General features: G+C 74.9%; 13 protein-coding genes. 5 read left to right on the top strand and 8 right to left on the bottom strand.

Annotation, left to right across the window (positions count from 1 at the left end):
* The first annotated feature begins 22 nt into the window (after positions 1–22).
* Positions 23–706, top strand: coding sequence for a helix-turn-helix domain-containing protein (locus tag TNCT1_RS10830; protein WP_143630651.1), 684 nt, complete (start codon positions 23–25; stop codon positions 704–706).
* Here TNCT1_RS10830 and TNCT1_RS10825 read toward each other — a convergent pair.
* The 3 genes from TNCT1_RS10825 to TNCT1_RS10815 all read right to left on the bottom strand — a co-directional run bounded on the left by TNCT1_RS10825 (position 692) and on the right by TNCT1_RS10815 (position 2,190).
* Positions 692–1,090 carry a VOC family protein gene (locus TNCT1_RS10825; RefSeq protein WP_143630650.1) on the bottom strand — a complete coding sequence of 133 codons (399 nt, stop codon included), beginning with the start codon at positions 1,088–1,090 and terminating at the stop codon, positions 692–694. The genes TNCT1_RS10830 and TNCT1_RS10825 overlap by 15 nt on opposite strands.
* A 93-nt stretch (positions 1,091–1,183) precedes the next feature.
* Positions 1,184–1,369, bottom strand: a complete 186-nt coding sequence (locus TNCT1_RS10820; protein ID WP_143630649.1) for a DUF397 domain-containing protein — start codon at positions 1,367–1,369, stop codon at positions 1,184–1,186.
* A complete protein-coding gene (locus TNCT1_RS10815; protein ID WP_143630648.1) occupies positions 1,366–2,190 on the bottom strand; it encodes a helix-turn-helix transcriptional regulator in 825 nt (274 codons plus the stop codon). Before TNCT1_RS10815 ends, TNCT1_RS10820 begins: the two co-directional genes overlap by 4 nt.
* Positions 2,191–2,793: 603 nt before the next feature.
* On the opposite strand from TNCT1_RS10815, the gene TNCT1_RS10810 reads away from it, so the two are divergent.
* Positions 2,794–4,365, top strand: a complete 1,572-nt coding sequence (locus TNCT1_RS10810; protein WP_143630647.1) for a carboxylesterase/lipase family protein — start codon at positions 2,794–2,796, stop codon at positions 4,363–4,365.
* 253 nt (positions 4,366–4,618) lie between these two features.
* Here TNCT1_RS10810 and mmuM read toward each other — a convergent pair whose 3' ends face one another.
* The gene (gene mmuM / locus TNCT1_RS10805; RefSeq protein WP_143630646.1) at positions 4,619–5,548 is read right to left on the bottom strand and encodes a homocysteine S-methyltransferase; all 930 of its coding nucleotides are present in this window, start codon (positions 5,546–5,548) and stop codon (positions 4,619–4,621) included.
* A 273-nt stretch (positions 5,549–5,821) separates the two neighbouring features.
* On the opposite strand from mmuM, the gene TNCT1_RS10800 reads away from it, so the two are divergent.
* The gene (locus TNCT1_RS10800; RefSeq protein WP_143630645.1) at positions 5,822–6,280 is read left to right on the top strand and encodes a hypothetical protein; all 459 of its coding nucleotides are present in this window, start codon (positions 5,822–5,824) and stop codon (positions 6,278–6,280) included.
* Between the two features lie 33 nt (positions 6,281–6,313).
* Here the strand turns inward: TNCT1_RS10800 and TNCT1_RS10795 are convergent, their stop codons facing one another.
* The 4 genes from TNCT1_RS10795 to TNCT1_RS10780 form a co-directional block, all read right to left on the bottom strand.
* Complete coding sequence (locus tag TNCT1_RS10795) at positions 6,314–6,898, bottom strand: TetR/AcrR family transcriptional regulator (protein WP_143630644.1); 585 nt, start codon at positions 6,896–6,898, stop codon at positions 6,314–6,316.
* 101 nt (positions 6,899–6,999) lie between these two features.
* The gene (locus tag TNCT1_RS10790; RefSeq protein WP_143630643.1) at positions 7,000–9,864 is read right to left on the bottom strand and encodes a glycoside hydrolase family 2 TIM barrel-domain containing protein; all 2,865 of its coding nucleotides are present in this window, start codon (positions 9,862–9,864) and stop codon (positions 7,000–7,002) included.
* A 22-nt stretch (positions 9,865–9,886) separates the two neighbouring features.
* The gene (locus tag TNCT1_RS10785) at positions 9,887–11,143 is read right to left on the bottom strand and encodes an ROK family protein (protein WP_373920466.1); all 1,257 of its coding nucleotides are present in this window, start codon (positions 11,141–11,143) and stop codon (positions 9,887–9,889) included.
* A 110-nt stretch (positions 11,144–11,253) separates the two neighbouring features.
* A complete protein-coding gene (locus TNCT1_RS10780) occupies positions 11,254–12,507 on the bottom strand; it encodes an FAD-binding protein (RefSeq protein WP_143630641.1) in 1,254 nt (417 codons plus the stop codon).
* A gap of 123 nt (positions 12,508–12,630) precedes the next feature.
* On the opposite strand from TNCT1_RS10780, the gene TNCT1_RS10775 reads away from it, so the two are divergent.
* Positions 12,631–13,638: a hydroxyacid dehydrogenase gene (locus tag TNCT1_RS10775; protein WP_143630640.1), complete on the top strand. Its 1,008-nt coding sequence runs from the start codon at positions 12,631–12,633 to the stop codon at positions 13,636–13,638.
* A 112-nt stretch (positions 13,639–13,750) separates the two neighbouring features.
* On the top strand, positions 13,751–15,070 hold the full coding sequence (locus TNCT1_RS10770) for a radical SAM protein (protein WP_143630639.1): 1,320 nt from the start codon (positions 13,751–13,753) through the stop codon (positions 15,068–15,070).
* Positions 15,071–15,170 lie beyond the last annotated feature (100 nt).

The following is a 15,170-nucleotide window of genomic DNA, read 5'->3' as shown; positions in this document are numbered from 1 at the left end:
ACCGCGGCGTAGCCTGGCCTCCGTGTACGAGGAACGGCCGTCGCGGCTCGCCGGCGCCGTGGTGTGGCGCCTGACCCCCGGGGACGACGCCGCCCGGACGGTGCTGCCCGACGGCTGCATGGACCTGCTGTTCAGCGAGGGCCGGCTGCTGGTCGCCGGCCCCGACACCCGTGCCCACGTCCCGGAGGGCCCGCCCCGCGCCTGGGCGGGCCTGCGCTTCTTCCCCGGCACCGCGCCCGCACTGCTCGGCGTGCCGGCCACGGAACTGCGCGACACCCGCGTCGAACTGACCGACCTGTGGCCCGCCGCGCGGGTGCGGCGGCTGCGCGACCGCGTCATGGCGGCACCCGACGCGGCCACGGCCCTGGAGGACATCGCCCTGGACCGGGCCGCCGAGTGCGGCCGCCCGGACCCGCTGCTGCGCCGGCTGGTGGAGTCCCTGGACGCGGGCCGTCCGGTCGCGGCGACGGCCGCCGAACTCGGCGTCGGCGAACGCGCGCTGCACCGCCGCTGCCTGACCGCGTTCGGCTACGGCCCCAAGACCCTGGCCCGCATCCTGCGCCTGCAGCGCGCCCTCGCCCTGGCCCGCTCCGGGGTCCCGTACGCCGAGACGGCGGCCCGCGCCGGCTACGCGGACCAGCCGCACCTCGCCCGCGACGTGCGGAACCTGGCGGGCCGGACGCTCGGCGAGCTACTCGGCGGCTAGTGCGGCGAACAGGTCGACGCCGTTGCCGTCGGGGTCGTGCACGGTCGCGTACCGCTGCCCCCAGAAGGCGTCCCAGGGCTTCAGCTCCCCGTGGTACCCGGCGCCCACCAGATCCTCGTACACGGCGTCCACCTCGGCCGGCGAGCCGCACCGGAAGGCGAGCGCGACCCGGCCGCCGGGGGCGGGGGGCCGCCACGCCGGGTGGAAGGACCGTACGGTCTCCTCGGTGTCCAGCGCGAGCACCAGCCCGCCCGGCAGCTCCGCCTCGACATGCGGCTGCGTCTCGGCCCCCTCGGGGAAGACCAGTCCGAGGCGACGGTAGAAGGCGAGCGAGGCGGCCAGGTCGGAGGCCACCACGCCGATCACGGCGAATCGTGGAGTCATGGGCCCACGCTAGGCGGGAGCCGGACCCCGGGTCTTGAAGGAATCGGACAGCACCCGTCGCACTGGCGGTCGCACCCGGGCGGCCCTGCTGCGTCAGACGCCCCTGGTCAGCCTCAGGAAGGCGGCCCAGGAGGCGGGGGCGACGGTGAGGTGGGGTGCGGCGGGGGTCTTGGAGTCCCGGATGTGGACGGCGGTGGGGGCGGCTGCTACTTCGAGGCAGTTGCCGCCCTCGCTGCCGCTGTAGCTCGACCTGAACCACCGAAGTGCGGTGCCGCTCATTGCTCTCCTAGTAGTCGATCCAGCAGGTCCCGGGTGTCCTCGGGGGTCAGGGCCTGCGATCGCAGCATCGCACACTTCTGCGTGAGGATGGCCACCTCGTCCGGATCGGCGATCAGTTGGCTGCCGCGCTGCGTCTCGACGTACGCGAGCCGCTGATGTTCGGGGGTCTCCAGCAGGACGAACGGGCCGTCGAGCGAGGCGTGCGTCGAGCGGTCCAGCGGCAGTACCTGGAGCATCAGGCCGGGAAGCTCCGAGCAGGCGAGCAGATGGCGCAGTTGCGCGGTCCAGACGCCCCTGCCGCCGATCGGAGCGCGCACCACCGGCTCCCAGACGACGAAGCAGGTGATCGGTGCCTCCTTGTGCTTCAGGATCGCCTGACGTTCGAGGCGTGCCTCCGCCAACTGCGTGATCTCGTCCTCTCCGTAGACCGGCACACGGCTGCGGAACACCGCCCGTGCGTACGGACCCGTCTGCAGCAGACCCGGCACCACCTGGTTCTCGTACGACGAGATCGCGATGGCGGCCCGCTCCTGGTCGAGGAACTCCTCCGCCCACATCGGAACCAGATCGACCTCCGGCATCCTGCTCAGGGCGACGGACAAGGCCCCTCTCGTGTCGAGGAGTTCGTCGAGCTGCTCGGCGAGGTCCGGCTTCAGCGGACGTCTGCCCTGCTCGATCGACGCGATCTGCTGCTCGCCGACGACGAACCGCTCGCCCAGCGACCTCTGCGTGTACCCGGCGGCCTCGCGGTGGAGGGCGAGCAGCGCACCCACCATCCGCATCGCCGAGGCGTTCCTGCGTGCCCGTCGGCTCGTTCCCATGCGGTCGAACTCCCCATGTGTGTGCCCGTGTTCACCAACCCGCACCCGTACAAACGAGCTGTACGGGCGCAGGTGGCGGCGGCCGTGGGCCGCCGCGCGGACGGATCGCCGCCCGCCGTGGGCAGGACGGCGCACCGAGTGACGTTTCTGCGGTGAACCCGTTCCGCCATCGAGGTGAGTGGAGCGCACGCATTGCCGGGGCCGGCCGCCCGTCCGGGGGAAGCTTTCGGCTCGGTGAAGGGCCGCGCCCGGGTCCGCGGCGATCGCGGTGGTCACGGCAGTGGTGCTCGGGGCCGGTGCCGTGGCCACCGTGACCGCGCGGGCTCTCGCCGAAATCCCGGGTCACTCGACTCGGCGTGCGCCCCATCCGACATGTCCGCACGGCCGGGGAGGCCGGTGAACCCCCGCAGGGGAGTGCCGGCCTCCCTTTACGGCGTCCGCCGCGTCCCGCTCGGGCGCGTCCCGCGTCCCTCGTACGGCCCAGCCGGAACTCCGTGCACCGGAATACATCCGCGCGGTGTGGTGCTCTGAAGTGAGCGGTGCTCGATCGGTGCCCGGGCGGCCGTACGGCACGGTCCGGGCGTGGTGAAGGGCTGGTGGGCGATGACGGCAGTGCAGCCGACGGGGCCCGAGGTCGGGACACCCCACGGGGCCGTGCGCGGCCGGTACGAGCGGGGTGTCGCGGTGTTCCGGGGGATTCCGTACGCGGCTCCGCCCTTCGGTCCCCGGCGGTTCCGGCCGCCGGAGCCGCCCGAGCCGTGGGACGGGGTGCGGGACGCCGGCGCCTTCGGGCCCACGCCGCCGAAACCGGCGTACTCCGAGGCGTTCGCCCGGTACCTGTCCGACCCCGTGATCGCCGGCGACGACTGCCTCAACCTCAACGTGTGGACCCCGGAACCGGGCCCCGGCGCCCGCCTCCCGGTGCTGGTGTGGCTGCACGGCGGCGCCCTGACCAGGGGTTCCTCCGCCGTACCCGTCTACGGCGGGCACGCGTTCGCGCGGGACGGGGTCGTGCTCGTCTCGGCCAACTACCGGCTGGGCGTCGAGGGCTACGGACTGTTCCCGGACGCGCCGCCCAACCCGGGCCTGCGCGACCAGCTCGCCGCCCTGCGGTGGGTCCACGACAGCATCGCCGCCTTCGGGGGCGACCCCGGCAACGTCACCCTGTGCGGCCAGTCGGCCGGGGCGATCAGCGTCGGCGCCCTGATCGCGGCGCCCCAGGCCCAGGGCCTGTTCCGGCGGGCCGTGCTGCAGAGCGGCGCACCGGAGGTCTCCGAGCGCGACCGGGTGCGCCGCATGGTGCGCCGCATGGCCGGACGGCTGAAGATCCCGGCGACCGCCGAGGCCTTCGCCGCCGTCGACCGCGAGCTGCTGCTGCGCACCCAGGCCGATGTGAGCCGGCTGAGCAGCCCCGTGCTCGGCGGCCCCGCCTTCGGCATCGTCGTCGACGGGGACCTCGTGCCCCGCGACCCGCTCAGGGCCCTGATCGACGGGGAGGCGGCCCGGGGCGCCGACCTGCTCATGGGCTGGACGCGGGACGAGTACCGGCTGTGGCTGGTGCCCGGCGGGCTGGTCGAGCGCGTCGACCGGCTGGGCACGGTCGCCCTGGCCGGGGCCATGGCCCGCTGTCACGCCGGTCACGAGGTGCCGCGCGGCTACCGCGCCGCGCGGCCGGGCGCCGGCACCGCCGAGATCGTCGGCCAGATGGTCACCGACCACCTGCTCCGGCTGCCGCTGCACCGGCTCGCCGACGCCCGCCCGGGCAGCTCCTACCTGTACGAGTTCGCCTGGCCGTCCCTGCTCCCCGGACTCGGCGCCTGCCACGCGCTCGAACTCGGGTTCGTCTTCGGCACCGGCGAGGTGCCCGAGTCGGTCAAGCTGGCGGGGGCGGGCGCGCCGCAGGAGCTGTGTGACGCGATGCACTCGGCCTGGGTGCGGTTCGCCGCGTCCGGGGACCCGGGCTGGCAGGCCTGGGACGCCTCGCATCCGGTGCGGATCTTCGGTGGCGGTGAGCCCAGTGTCGTGTACGGCCCGAGGGACGCCGAGCTGGGTCTGTGGCCGGCCCCCGCCGCCGTCCCCGAGCCCGCGTCCGCCACCGGCGCCAGACCGCCGGGAGCCGTCCGCGCCTCGGCGGTGAGACGCCTGCGTCGCTCGGTCGGCGCCCTACGCCGGTGACGCGGGGGGCCGGAGGGCGTCGGCGTGGAGGCCGGTGCGCCGGGTGACGTCCGGACGGTGTGACGGCGGCGGCGGCGTGCCGCGGGGGGCCGGTGGCGTCGGCGTCCGGGCGAAGCGACCGTGACGTCGTCCGCGTGGACGCCCGCCCCTGCGGACGCCCGCGACGAGGTCGCAGGCGGCGGCGCCGGTGCCGGGGCCCGTCGTCAGGCGCCCGGGAGCGTAGCGCCCCGCTTCCAGGAGCGCGGCGCCCCGCTCACAACGCCCCGGCGATCGCGGTGATGTCCTCCGGGCCCACCCGGCAGCAGCCGCCGATCAGGCGTGCCCCGGCGTCCAGCCACGCCCCGACCTGGTCCGCGCCGAACCTGGACCGGCCGGTCCAGGTGTGCGTCCGCGGGTCCCAGGACTCGCCGCTGTTGGGGTAGACGACGACCGGCTTGCCGGTGACCCGGGCCGCGGTCCGGGCCGCGTACGGCACGTCCTCCGGCGCGCAGCAGTTTACGCCGACCGCGATGATCTCGTCGGCGTCCGCCGCGGGCGCGAACGCCTCCTCCAGCGGCTGCCCGGCGCGCGTACGCCCGCCCTCGACGGTGTAGGAGAGCCAGGCAGGCACCCCCAGCCCGCGCACCGCCCGCACCAGCGCCGCCCCCTCCTCCGCGTCCGGAACCGTCTCCAGGGCCAGCACGTCCGGCGCGGCGGCGGCCAGCACCTCCAGCCTCGGCCGGTGGAACCGTTCCAGCTCCCCGGCGCTCAGCCCGTAGCGCCCCCGGTACTCGGAGCCGTCGGCGAGCATCGCCCCGTACGGACCGGCCGAGGCCGCCACCCACAGCGGGCGGGCCGCCCCGGCCGCCCGCGCCCGGCGTGCCGCCTCCCGGGCCAGCTCCACGCTGAGCACCAGCAGCCGCGCCGCCCGAGCCCGGCCGATCCCGTGCCTGCCGAAGCCCTCGAAGGTGGCCTGGTAACTGGAGGTGATCGCCACGCTCGCGCCGGCCTCGTAGTAGGCGAGGTGCGCCTCGGTGATCGCCTCGGGGCGCTCGGCGAGCAGCCGAGCCGACCACAGTTCGTCGCCGAGGTCGTACCCGGCCGACTCGAGCCGGTTGGACAGGCCGCCGTCGAGCACGACCGGGCCGGCGGCGAGGGCTCCGGCGAGGGCGGGGGAGGCGCCGCCGGGCGGGCTGCTGGTCATGTCTCGACGCTAGTCCAAGCGCGCCGCGCTGACGGCGCGCCCGGCGGGGCGAGGGGTGGAAAGGGTTTGCGCCCGAGCGGTGCGGTCTCGGGCGGCCGGGACTCAGGCCGGCCGGGTCCGGGGCCGGCCGGGTCTCGGGTCGCACCGGCTGGGTGGTCCTCGGCGCCCCCGGGGGAACGAGGTCCGCGTGGAGCGCGGCGCCGCCGAGCGGGGCGGCGGAGGGCGCGGACACTTCGGCCGCCGCCGAACGGATCGGGACCTAGCGTCCTTCCCATGAGCGACACCGAACACGCAACGCCCGCACGGGCCGTCACCGCCATGGTCGAGCACGTGCTGGACCTGGCCGCCGGCTGGACCGCCTGGGACGGCACGCCCGTCCGGGCCGACGACCGTGTGTACACCCCGCACAAGGCGATCCGCAGGGTCGCCGACCACCTCATCGACCATCTGGCCGAACTGGAGGCCCGGCTGGCGGGCGAGACGCCCCAGCCGGACCACTGGCACGCCTCCGCGAGCACCACGGCGGCGGACCTGGCCCCCTTCACCGCCGACGACCTCGACGAGGCCCGCAGCCGTCTCACCCGGCTGGCCCGCGTCTGGGCCGTGCGTCTGGACGCGCTGACCGGCGAACAGCTCGACGCGTCGCCCGGCGAGGGCTGGACCTTCCGGGAACTGGCGCACCACGTGGCGGAATCCGCCTACTACGCCGACGCGGTGGGCGACCTGTCCTGACCGCGTCCGCCCGCGCCGCCGTGGCGGCCCCGCTCAGTGCCCCGGACCCGCCTCCCGGGGCCAGTGGGTGAGGGCGATGTGGAGAGCCTCCACCGCCTTGTCCCAGGAGGCCTGGACGTCCCGGGGGGAGCCGAAGCCGCCGGTCGACTCCAGCGCGCAGTAGCCGTGGAAGGTGCTGCGCAGCAGGCGTACGGCGTCGGTCAGGTCGGGCTCGGCCAGGCCGTAGGCGCGGAGCATGCCGTAGGTGATCTCGGCCGTGCGGCGCAGGGCGGGGGAGTCGGCGACCAGGCGCTGGTCGACGCGGATCTGGGTGGCCGCGTAGCGTCCCGGGTGCTCAAGGGCGTACGCGCGGTAGGCGCCCGCGAAGGCGGCCAGCGCGTCCCGGCCGGCCCGGCCGGCCACGGCGTCCGCGATCCGGTCGATCAGCTCGCCGCCCGCGTGCAGGGCCAGCCGGGTGCGCAGGTCGTTCAGGTTGCGGACGTGCGAGTACAGGCTGGCGTCCTTCACCCCGAAGCGCCGGGCCAGCGCGGAGAGCGTCACGTTGGGGAAGCCCGCCTCGTCGGCGAGTTCGGCGGCGGCCGAGACGATCCTGTCCACGGTGAGCCCCGCACGGGCCATGGGGCACCTCCTTGGCTGCCAAGCGGGCATCCTAGGGCATCGGGTCCGGGCGTCCGGGACGCGGTGCGCGTCCCGGCGGCCCGTGCGTAACCGCTGGTCCGTCAGGCGGGAACCGCCGAGAAGACGAACGAGAACCGGGCGGGCTCGGCCCGCAGGAAGTACCGCGGCAGCGGGCCCGGACCGCAGGACTGGGACCCGAGGCCGTGCAGAGCGTGGTCGAGGTTGACCCACACCGTGTCACCGGGGACGAGGTCGGTCAGGTGGGCCGCCGCGTCCAGGTGCTCGGTGGTCCAGCGCCGGGCGGTGAGGAAGAACTCCGGGTCCCCCTCGACGCGCAGACCGCCGAGCTCCGCCCAGCGGACGCCGGCCCGGGCGCCGTTCTCCTGCGGACGGACGTACGGCGTCTGCAGCTCGTCCACGTCCGACTGCCAGCGGCCGACCTCCGCCGCCGTCACACTGTCCGGGTACGCCTCGCCGGGGCCGCCGCCGTACCACCGCACCCGGTCGGCCGCGGCCAGCCCGAAGCGGACGCCGAGCCGGGGCAGCGGTACCGTCCAGTCGCCGTCCGGGGTCACGGACACCGTCAGTCCGAGCCGCGTCGCGTCCGCCGTCCAGCGGTACACGGCCGACAGCCCGAACTCCCGGGCCGCCGGCGCCACCCGGGTGCGCACCGTCAGCGCGTCCTCGGCCACCTCCACGGCGTCCAGCCGGTGGCGCATGCGGTGCAGGCCGAGCTCGCGCCAGAGCGGGCCGTGGCGGACGTCGCTCTGCCAGGGGGCGCCGTCGTCGTTGTCGGTGGTGGCCCGCCACACGTCCAGGCGCAGCCCGGTCACCGCCACCGGGCCGATCGCGCGCAGGGCGCCGGTACGGGCGTCGAAGGAGGCCGGGCCGAGGGTGATCAGCGACCCGCCGCGCACCGGGCCGCGGGACGCCGGGACCGAGGGGCGGGGGCGTGCGGACACCGCGAACTGGCCCCAGGCGACGACGTGTCCCGCCGGCGCCCAGGCGGTGCCGGCGGCGAGCAGCGCCCGTACCGTCCAGTGGGCCTCGCCCGCCGGGGCCGCGGCCGGCGGTTCCGGCAGCTTCACTTCGGCCGACTCGCCCGGCGCCAGCGGGGGCACCGGCAGGGCGCCGGACGCCACCGTCTCGCCGTCCACCTGGTAGGCCCAGGCGAAGGCCAGGGCCGAGAGGTCGGCGAAGTCGTGCTTGTTGGTGACGCGGACGGCGCCGCCGACGGGGTCGCCCTCGATCGCGACCGGCTCGATCACCTTCTTGTACTCCACCAGGCCGGGGGAGGGCCGCCGGTCCGGGAAGACCAGCCCGTCGCAGACGAAGTTGCCGTCGTGCAGCTCCTCGCCGAAGTCGCCGCCGTAGGCGTAGCCGAACCGCTCGTCCTTGACTCCGTGGTCGATCCACTCCCAGACGAAACCGCCCTGCAGCCGCTCGTGCGCCTCGAAGAGCCGCTGGTAGTCGGCGAGCCCGCCGGGGCCGTTGCCCATGGCGTGCCCGTACTCGCAGAGGAAGAAGGGCAGTTCGCGGCGCCGCCGGGCGCCGCCGTCCAGGCCCCGGCCGATCCGCTCCACCTCGGCGTGCGGGAGGTACATCCGCGAGTACACGTCGGTGTCCCGGCAGTCGAAGTCGCCCTCGTAGTGCACCGGCCGGGAGGGGTCGCGGCCGTGGATCCACTCGGCCATCGCGGTCAGGCCGCGGCCGGTGCCGGCCTCGTTGCCCAGCGACCAGACGACGACGGCGGGGTGGTTCTTGTCCCGCTCGACCATGCGGGCCGCCCGGTCGAGCAGCGCCGGGGTCCAGCGGTCGTCGTCGACGGGGTTGTCCCGCCAGCCCTGCTCGATGAAGCCGTGCGTCTCCAGGTCGCACTCGTCGACCACCCACAGGCCCAGCTCGTCGCACAGGTCGAGGAAGGCCGGGTGCGGCGGGTAGTGGGAGGTGCGGACGGCGTTGACGTTGTGCCGCTTCATCAGCAGCACGTCCTCCCGCATCGTCGCGAGGTCGAGCGCGCGGCCCCGCTCCGGATGCCACTCGTGCCGGTTGACCCCCTTGAACAGCACGGTCCTGCCGTTGACCTTGATCAGCCCGTCCGACAGCTCCACCGTGCGGAAGCCGATACGCAGCGGCACCTGTTCGCCCCCGGCGGCCAGCACCCCGTCGTACAGCCTCGGGGTCTCCGCCGACCACGGCTCGACGGGCACCGTCACCGGCTCCCCGGTGGCGACGTCGATCCCGAGGTCCGGCACGCTCACCCGGCCCAGCGCGCCGGAGTCGACGCGCAGGGTGCCGGTGCCGGCCGCGTGGTCGTAGGAGGCGTGCACGAAGAAGTCGGGGGCGCTGCCCGCCGGGCGGTGCAGCAGCGTGACGTCACGGAAGATGCCCGGCAGCCACCACTGGTCCTGGTCCTCCAGGTACGAGCCCGACGACCACTGGTGGACGCGGACCGCCAGCACGTTGCCGGCCGGCTTCAGCAGAGCGCCGACCGTGAACTCGTGCGGCAGCCGCGAGCCCTTGAACTCGCCCAGCTCGGCGCCGTTCAGCCAGACGCGGGCGCAGGACTCCACACCGTCGAACCGGAGCACCGCACCGCCGTCCGACCGGTCCGGCCAGTCCCCGGGCAGGTCGAAGACGCGCAGGTGGTCGCCGGTCGGGTTCTCGGTCGGGACGCGGGGCGGGTCGACCGGGAACGGGTAGAGGTGGTTGGTGTAGGCGGGTGACCCGTGGCCCTGGAGGACCCAGTGGCCGGGGACGGCCAGCTCGGCCCAGCCGGACGCGTCGTACCCCTCGCGCGCGAAGGAGTCGTCCTCGGCGTCCGCGGTGTCCGACAGCCGGAAACGCCAGCTTCCGTTCAGGGAGAGGGACTTGGCGTCCGAGGCGGCGTACCAGGCCCGGGGCGGCAGCACCCCGGAGCCCGGCGAGACGTCCTCTACGTACGCGGTGTCGGTGCGGAAGGACATCGGTCTCCTAGCTCGTCGGGAGTCAGGTGGCGGCCCGGAGCGGGGTCGCGGCGCGCCTGCCGGCGCGCGGTCTGCCGGCGGACCGCAGTGCCCCCTCCAGCGCGAACGTGGCCGCGCCCAGGGACACCGGGTCGGTGGGGATGGGGGAGAGGACGATCTCGGTGGCCGCCAGCGGCCGCCGCAGCGCGTGCCGGGCCACGGCCGCGCGCACCCCGGCGAGCAGCGGCGCGCCCAGCCGGGACGCCACCCAGCTGCTCAGCACGACCACTTCGGGGTTGAGCAGGTTGATCAGGTCGGAAATCCCGGCGCCCAGATGACGGGCGGTCTCGCGCACCACCTCCAGCGCCACGGGGTCCGCCGCGGCGGCCGCCGCGGCCAGGGCGTCGATGGTCGCCGTCTGGTCCCCGGGGTGCAGCAGCGGTGACCGCGGGCTCAGTTCACTCAGGTTCCGCATGATGCCCAGGGCGCCGACGTAGGTCTCCACGCAGCCGCGGCTGCCGCAGTGGCACAGCCGGCCGTCCAGCACGAGCGTGGTGTGTCCCCACTCGCCCGCGCTGTTGCTGACCCCCCGGTACAGTCCGCCGCCGAGCGCGAGACCGGCGCCGACCCCCGTACCGAGGTTCACCACCACCGCGTCCCCACGGCCCCGCGCGGCCCCGAACCACAGCTCGGCCACCGTGCAGGCGCGCAGCGGGTTGTCCAGGTACAGCGGGCGGTCGATGTGCCCGGCGAGCAGATCGAGCAGCGGGACGTCGTGCCAGTCCCAGTTGGCGGCGTACTCGGCGACCCCGCGGTCCCGGTCCACCTGGCCGGGCACGCTCACCCCGACGCCGAGGACCCGGGCCGGCTCGACCCCGGCCCGGGCCACCACGGTGCCGACGGCGGCGGCGACCAGGGCGGCCACCCGCTCCGGGGCGCTCTCGCCGGGCGGCACGTCCTCGTCGGCGCGAGCCAGTACGTTCAGCGCCAGGTCGAACAGCTCGGCGTGGACGTAGGTCTCCGCGATGTCCACGCCGATCAGGGCGCCGCCGGAGGCGTCGACGGCGACCAGGCCCCGGGGCCGGCCGCCGGCCGAGTCCTCGAAGCCGACCTCGGCGATCATGGACAGCTCCGTCAGCTCGCCGACCAGCGTGGCGATTGTGGCCAGGCTCAGCCCGGTGGCGGCCGCCAGTTCCTGCCGGGAGGTGGGGGAGCCGGCGATGATCTGGCGCAGCACCTCGTAGCGGTTCGCGGTGCGGATGTCGCGTGACGTGCGCTGCACGGGGGCCGCCCCTCCCATGGCGTCGGGCCGGGCCGGGACGGGACCGGCACCGGCGCGGCGACAGGCTATGGGCTGGTGGTGCTTTCGACAAGGGGTTGGGAAAGGGGGTGGGGAAAGCCGCCGCGGGCTCAGTCCCCGAGGACCTCCCGGACGAAGGCGTTGCTGAACTTTCCGGTGGGGTCGAGGGACCGGGCCAGGTCGCGGAAGGCGGCCAGGCGCGGGTACCGGCGGCGCAGCTCGGCGGGCGGCACGGTGAACACCTTGCCCCAGTGCGGGCGGGCGTCGAACGGCTCCAGCGCCTCCTCCACCCGGCGGACCACCGGCAGCACGGCCGGGGTGTCCTCGATCCAGGTGAAGTGCAGCGCCACCGAGTCCCGGCCGTGCGCCGGGCTGAGCCACTGCGGGTCGGCGGCGACGGTGCGCACCTCGCAGGTCTGCAGGACGCCGGCCACCGTCGCCCGGACGGCGTCGAGCGCGTGCAGCGCGTCCAGGGCGGCCGGCCGCGGCAGCAGGTACTCCGACTGCAGCTCGGCCCCGCTGCTCGGGGTGAACTCGGCCCGGAAGTGCGGCAGCCGCTCGTGCCAGGGGCCCGGCTCCCCGAACTGCGCGGTGCAGTTCACCGCCGGCATGCCCGGCACCGGGTGCATCGCGCCGGTCGCGGCGGCGGCCCACGGGAAGTCCACCGGCGCCTGGTCGGTGCGCCGCTTCACCCACACCTGCCGGAAGCCCGGCTCCCGCCAGTCGGTGAACAGACTCACGCTGTACGCCGCCCCCGCCACCGCCTCGTAGTCCAGCCCGGCCAGGGGCAGTTCGGTGAACACGTACTGCTCGACCTCGTACGCCGGCTCCAGCTCCAGGGTGAGGGCGGTGACCACGCCGAGCGCGCCCAGCGAGGTCACCGCGCCGTCGAAGCGGGCGTCCCCCCGGGCGACGACGGCCGTGGAGCCGTCCGCCGTGACCAGCTCCACCTCCCGCACCGCCGTGGCGAGCGGCCCGTTGCCCACGCCCGAGCCGTGGGTGCCGGTCGCCACCGAGCCGGCCACCGAGATGTGCGGGAGCGAGGCCATGTTGGGCAGCGCGAGTCCGTGCGCGTGGACCGTACGGGCGAGTTCCGCGTACCGGACACCGCCGCTCACGCGCACCGTGCGGGCCACGGTGTCCACGTCGACCACCGGCGGCAGGCCGGCGAGCGACACCAGCACCCCGTCGCGGCCGGGCTCGGCGATCCGGTTGAAGGAGTGGCCGCTGCCCAGCACCCGCACCCGCGCGCTGCCGGCCACCAGGGACCGCAGCGCGTCCTGGGTGCCGGGGCGGTGGAACTCCTTGGCCTCGTAGGTGATGTTCCGGGCCCAGTTGGTGACCGTCCGCGCCGTCTGACTCATCCTTGCCGTCCCTTTCTGGGGTGCGTCTTCGTTGACCCTCTCATCCGCCGGGACCTACCGTGGAGAGCGGTTGCTGTCCCAGCGCCCGCGGTCCGCGCGCCGACGACACGGAAGGTTGCTGCGTTGCCCGAGCGCCCCAAGGCACTGTTCGCCATGACGGCACGGAACGTGCCGCGCGTCTTCCCGCCGGACCTGCTCGCCGGGCTCCGTGAGCACGTGGACATCGACCCGGGCCTCGTGGCGGAGGACTTCACCGGCCCCCGGGTCCGGGAGGCCCTGGCCCGCACCGAGATCCTGATCACCGGCTGGGGCTGCCCGCTGCTGGACCCGGCCGCCCTGGACGCCGCGCCCCGGCTGCGCGCCGTGCTGCACGCGGCCGGCTCCGTCAAGGGCTTCACCACGCCCGAGGTCTTCAAGCGCGGCATCGCCGTCTCCTCGGCCGCCGCCGCCAACGCCCTGCCCGTCGCCGAGTACACCCTCGCCATGATCCTGCTCGCCGGGAAGGACGTCTTCGCCGCCCGGGACCTGCTGCGCACCCGCGGCTCCGCCGCCTACGGCGACATCCTGCCCGGCACCGGCAACCACGGCCGCCGGGTGGGCGTCGTCGGGGCCTCCCGGGTCGGCCGCCGGCTGATCGAGCTGCTGCGGCCCCACGACCTCCGGGTGGGCCTCGCCGACCCCTACGTCGACGCGGCAGGGGCGGCCCGGCTCGGGGTCCCCCTGCTGGCCCTGGACGACCTGCTGCGCGCATCCGACGTCGTCACCCTGCACGCCCCGGACACCCCCGAGACCCGGCACCTGATCGGCGCCCGGGAACTGGCCCTGATGCCCTCCGGGGCGGTGCTGATCAACACCGCGCGCGGCGCCCTGGTCGACCACGACGCCCTGGTGGCGGAGCTGCGCACCGGCCGGCTCGGCGCCGTGCTGGACGTCACCGACCCGGAGCCGCTGCCGGCCGACTCGCCCCTGTTCGGCCTGCCCAACGCGTTCGTGACCCCGCACCTCGCCGGCTCGCAGGGCAACGAGGTCGCCCGGCTGGGGCGGACGGTGGTGGCGGAGGCGGCGCGGCTGGCGGCGGGCGATCCCCTGGAGCACGCCGTCGACCACACCGTCCTGGAGCGGACGGCCTGATCCGGGGCGGACGGCACGGCGGCACCGCCGTAGCGGGGGACCCGGCCGGGCCGGCGCGCGGACGGGGGCATACGGTGAGAGCCGAATGTCCGAGCCGGGAGGAGATGACGGAATGGGCAGCCGTACCGCGCTGGTCGAGGATCTGATGGAGCGCTTCCCGCATGTGCCGCGGGAGGCCGTCTTCAAGGAGGACCTGCTCCGGGGCGGAGTCGCCTTCGACGCGTCGGCGCTCAGCGACAACGAGAGCGGCGAGGTCAAGCCGAAGTCGTACTTCATCTTCTCCTTCGACCACGGCACGCTGCCCGAGCTGGGCGAGGCCGCGCTGCGCCGGCCGCCGGAGGAGATCATCCTCACGGGCGGCCCGTACGACCTGCGCCGCACCGTCGTCTCCGTACGGGTGAACCCCGCCTCGCCGTACCGGGTCGCCGCCGACGAGGAGGGGCTGCTCGGCCTGTACCTCGACGGCAGCCGGATCGCCGACGTCGGCGTGCCGCCCATGCCCGAGTACTACCGGCACAAGCTCTCCAACGGGAAGTCGGTGATGGAGGTCGCCCCCACCATCCAGTGGGGCTACCTGATCTACCTGACCGTCTTCCGGGTCTGCCAGTACTTCGGCGCCAAGGAGGAGTGCCAGTACTGCGACATCAACCACAACTGGCGCCAGCACAAGGCGGCCGGCCGGCCCTACACCGGGGTGAAGGACGTCGAGGAGGTGCTCGAGGCCCTCGAGATCATCGACCGGTACGACACCCAGAAGGCGTCCACCGCCTACACCCTCACCGGCGGCGCCATCACCAAGACGGTCGCCGGGCGGGACGAGGCCGACTTCTACGGCCACTACGCCAAGGCCATCGAGGAGCGCTTCCCGGGCCGCTGGATCGGCAAGGTCGTCGCCCAGGCGCTGCCCAAGGCGGACGTGCAGCGCTTCAAGGACTACGGGGTGCAGATCTACCACCCCAACTTCGAGGTGTGGGACCGCCGGCTCTTCGAGCTGTACTGCCCCGGCAAGGAGCGATACGTCGGCCGCGACGAGTGGCACCGGCGCATCCTGGACTCCGCCGAGATCTTCGGCGCGCGCAACGTGATCCCGAACTTCGTCGCGGGCGTGGAGATGGCCGAGCCGTTCGGCTTCACCACCGTCGACGAGGCCATCGCCTCCACCACCGAGGGCCTGCGCTTCTTCATGTCGCACGGCATCACGCCCCGCTTCACCACCTGGTGCCCGGAGCCCACCACCCCGCTCGGCAAGGCGAACCCGCAGGGCGCGCCGCTGGAGTACCACATCCGGCTGCTGGAGGCCTACCGGGCCACGATGGAGGACTTCGGGCTCTCCTCGCCGCCCGGCTACGGCCCGCCCGGACCCGGCCGCGCGGTGTTCTCGGTCAGCTCCTTCATGGACAGCCTGCCCGCCGCGGAGCCGGTGGAGGTCTGACCGGCCGGGAACCTGCCCGGAACCTGCCGGGAACCGGCCGGCCGCACGGTGAGCGGATCGGGGCCCGCGTCCGTATGAGGTACGGGAGTCGCGGGCCCGG

It is taken from the genome of Streptomyces sp. 1-11 (assembly GCF_007176755.1).
GTDB lineage: Bacteria > Actinomycetota > Actinomycetes > Streptomycetales > Streptomycetaceae > Streptomyces.
Note: the sequence above shows the minus strand (reverse complement) of the source record. Positions and strands in the feature narration are given on the sequence as shown.

Excerpts from the sequence above, each read along its gene's own strand:
- TNCT1_RS10790 (WP_143630643.1), bottom strand. The coding sequence starts at position 9,864 with ATGTCCTTCCGCACCGACACCGCGTACGTAGAGGACGTCTCGCCGGGC.
- TNCT1_RS10770 (WP_143630639.1), top strand. The coding sequence starts at position 13,751 with ATGGGCAGCCGTACCGCGCTGGTCGAGGATCTGATGGAGCGCTTCCCG.
- TNCT1_RS10800 (WP_143630645.1), top strand. The coding sequence starts at position 5,822 with ATGAGCGACACCGAACACGCAACGCCCGCACGGGCCGTCACCGCCATG.
- TNCT1_RS10795 (WP_143630644.1), bottom strand. The coding sequence starts at position 6,898 with ATGGCCCGTGCGGGGCTCACCGTGGACAGGATCGTCTCGGCCGCCGCC.
- TNCT1_RS10785 (WP_373920466.1), bottom strand. The coding sequence starts at position 11,143 with ATGGGAGGGGCGGCCCCCGTGCAGCGCACGTCACGCGACATCCGCACC.
- TNCT1_RS10780 (WP_143630641.1), bottom strand. The coding sequence starts at position 12,507 with ATGAGTCAGACGGCGCGGACGGTCACCAACTGGGCCCGGAACATCACC.
- TNCT1_RS10815 (WP_143630648.1), bottom strand. The coding sequence starts at position 2,190 with ATGGGAACGAGCCGACGGGCACGCAGGAACGCCTCGGCGATGCGGATG.
- TNCT1_RS10810 (WP_143630647.1), top strand. The coding sequence starts at position 2,794 with ATGACGGCAGTGCAGCCGACGGGGCCCGAGGTCGGGACACCCCACGGG.
- TNCT1_RS10825 (WP_143630650.1), bottom strand. The coding sequence starts at position 1,090 with ATGACTCCACGATTCGCCGTGATCGGCGTGGTGGCCTCCGACCTGGCC.
- mmuM (WP_143630646.1), bottom strand. The coding sequence starts at position 5,548 with ATGACCAGCAGCCCGCCCGGCGGCGCCTCCCCCGCCCTCGCCGGAGCC.
- TNCT1_RS10820 (WP_143630649.1), bottom strand. The coding sequence starts at position 1,369 with ATGAGCGGCACCGCACTTCGGTGGTTCAGGTCGAGCTACAGCGGCAGC.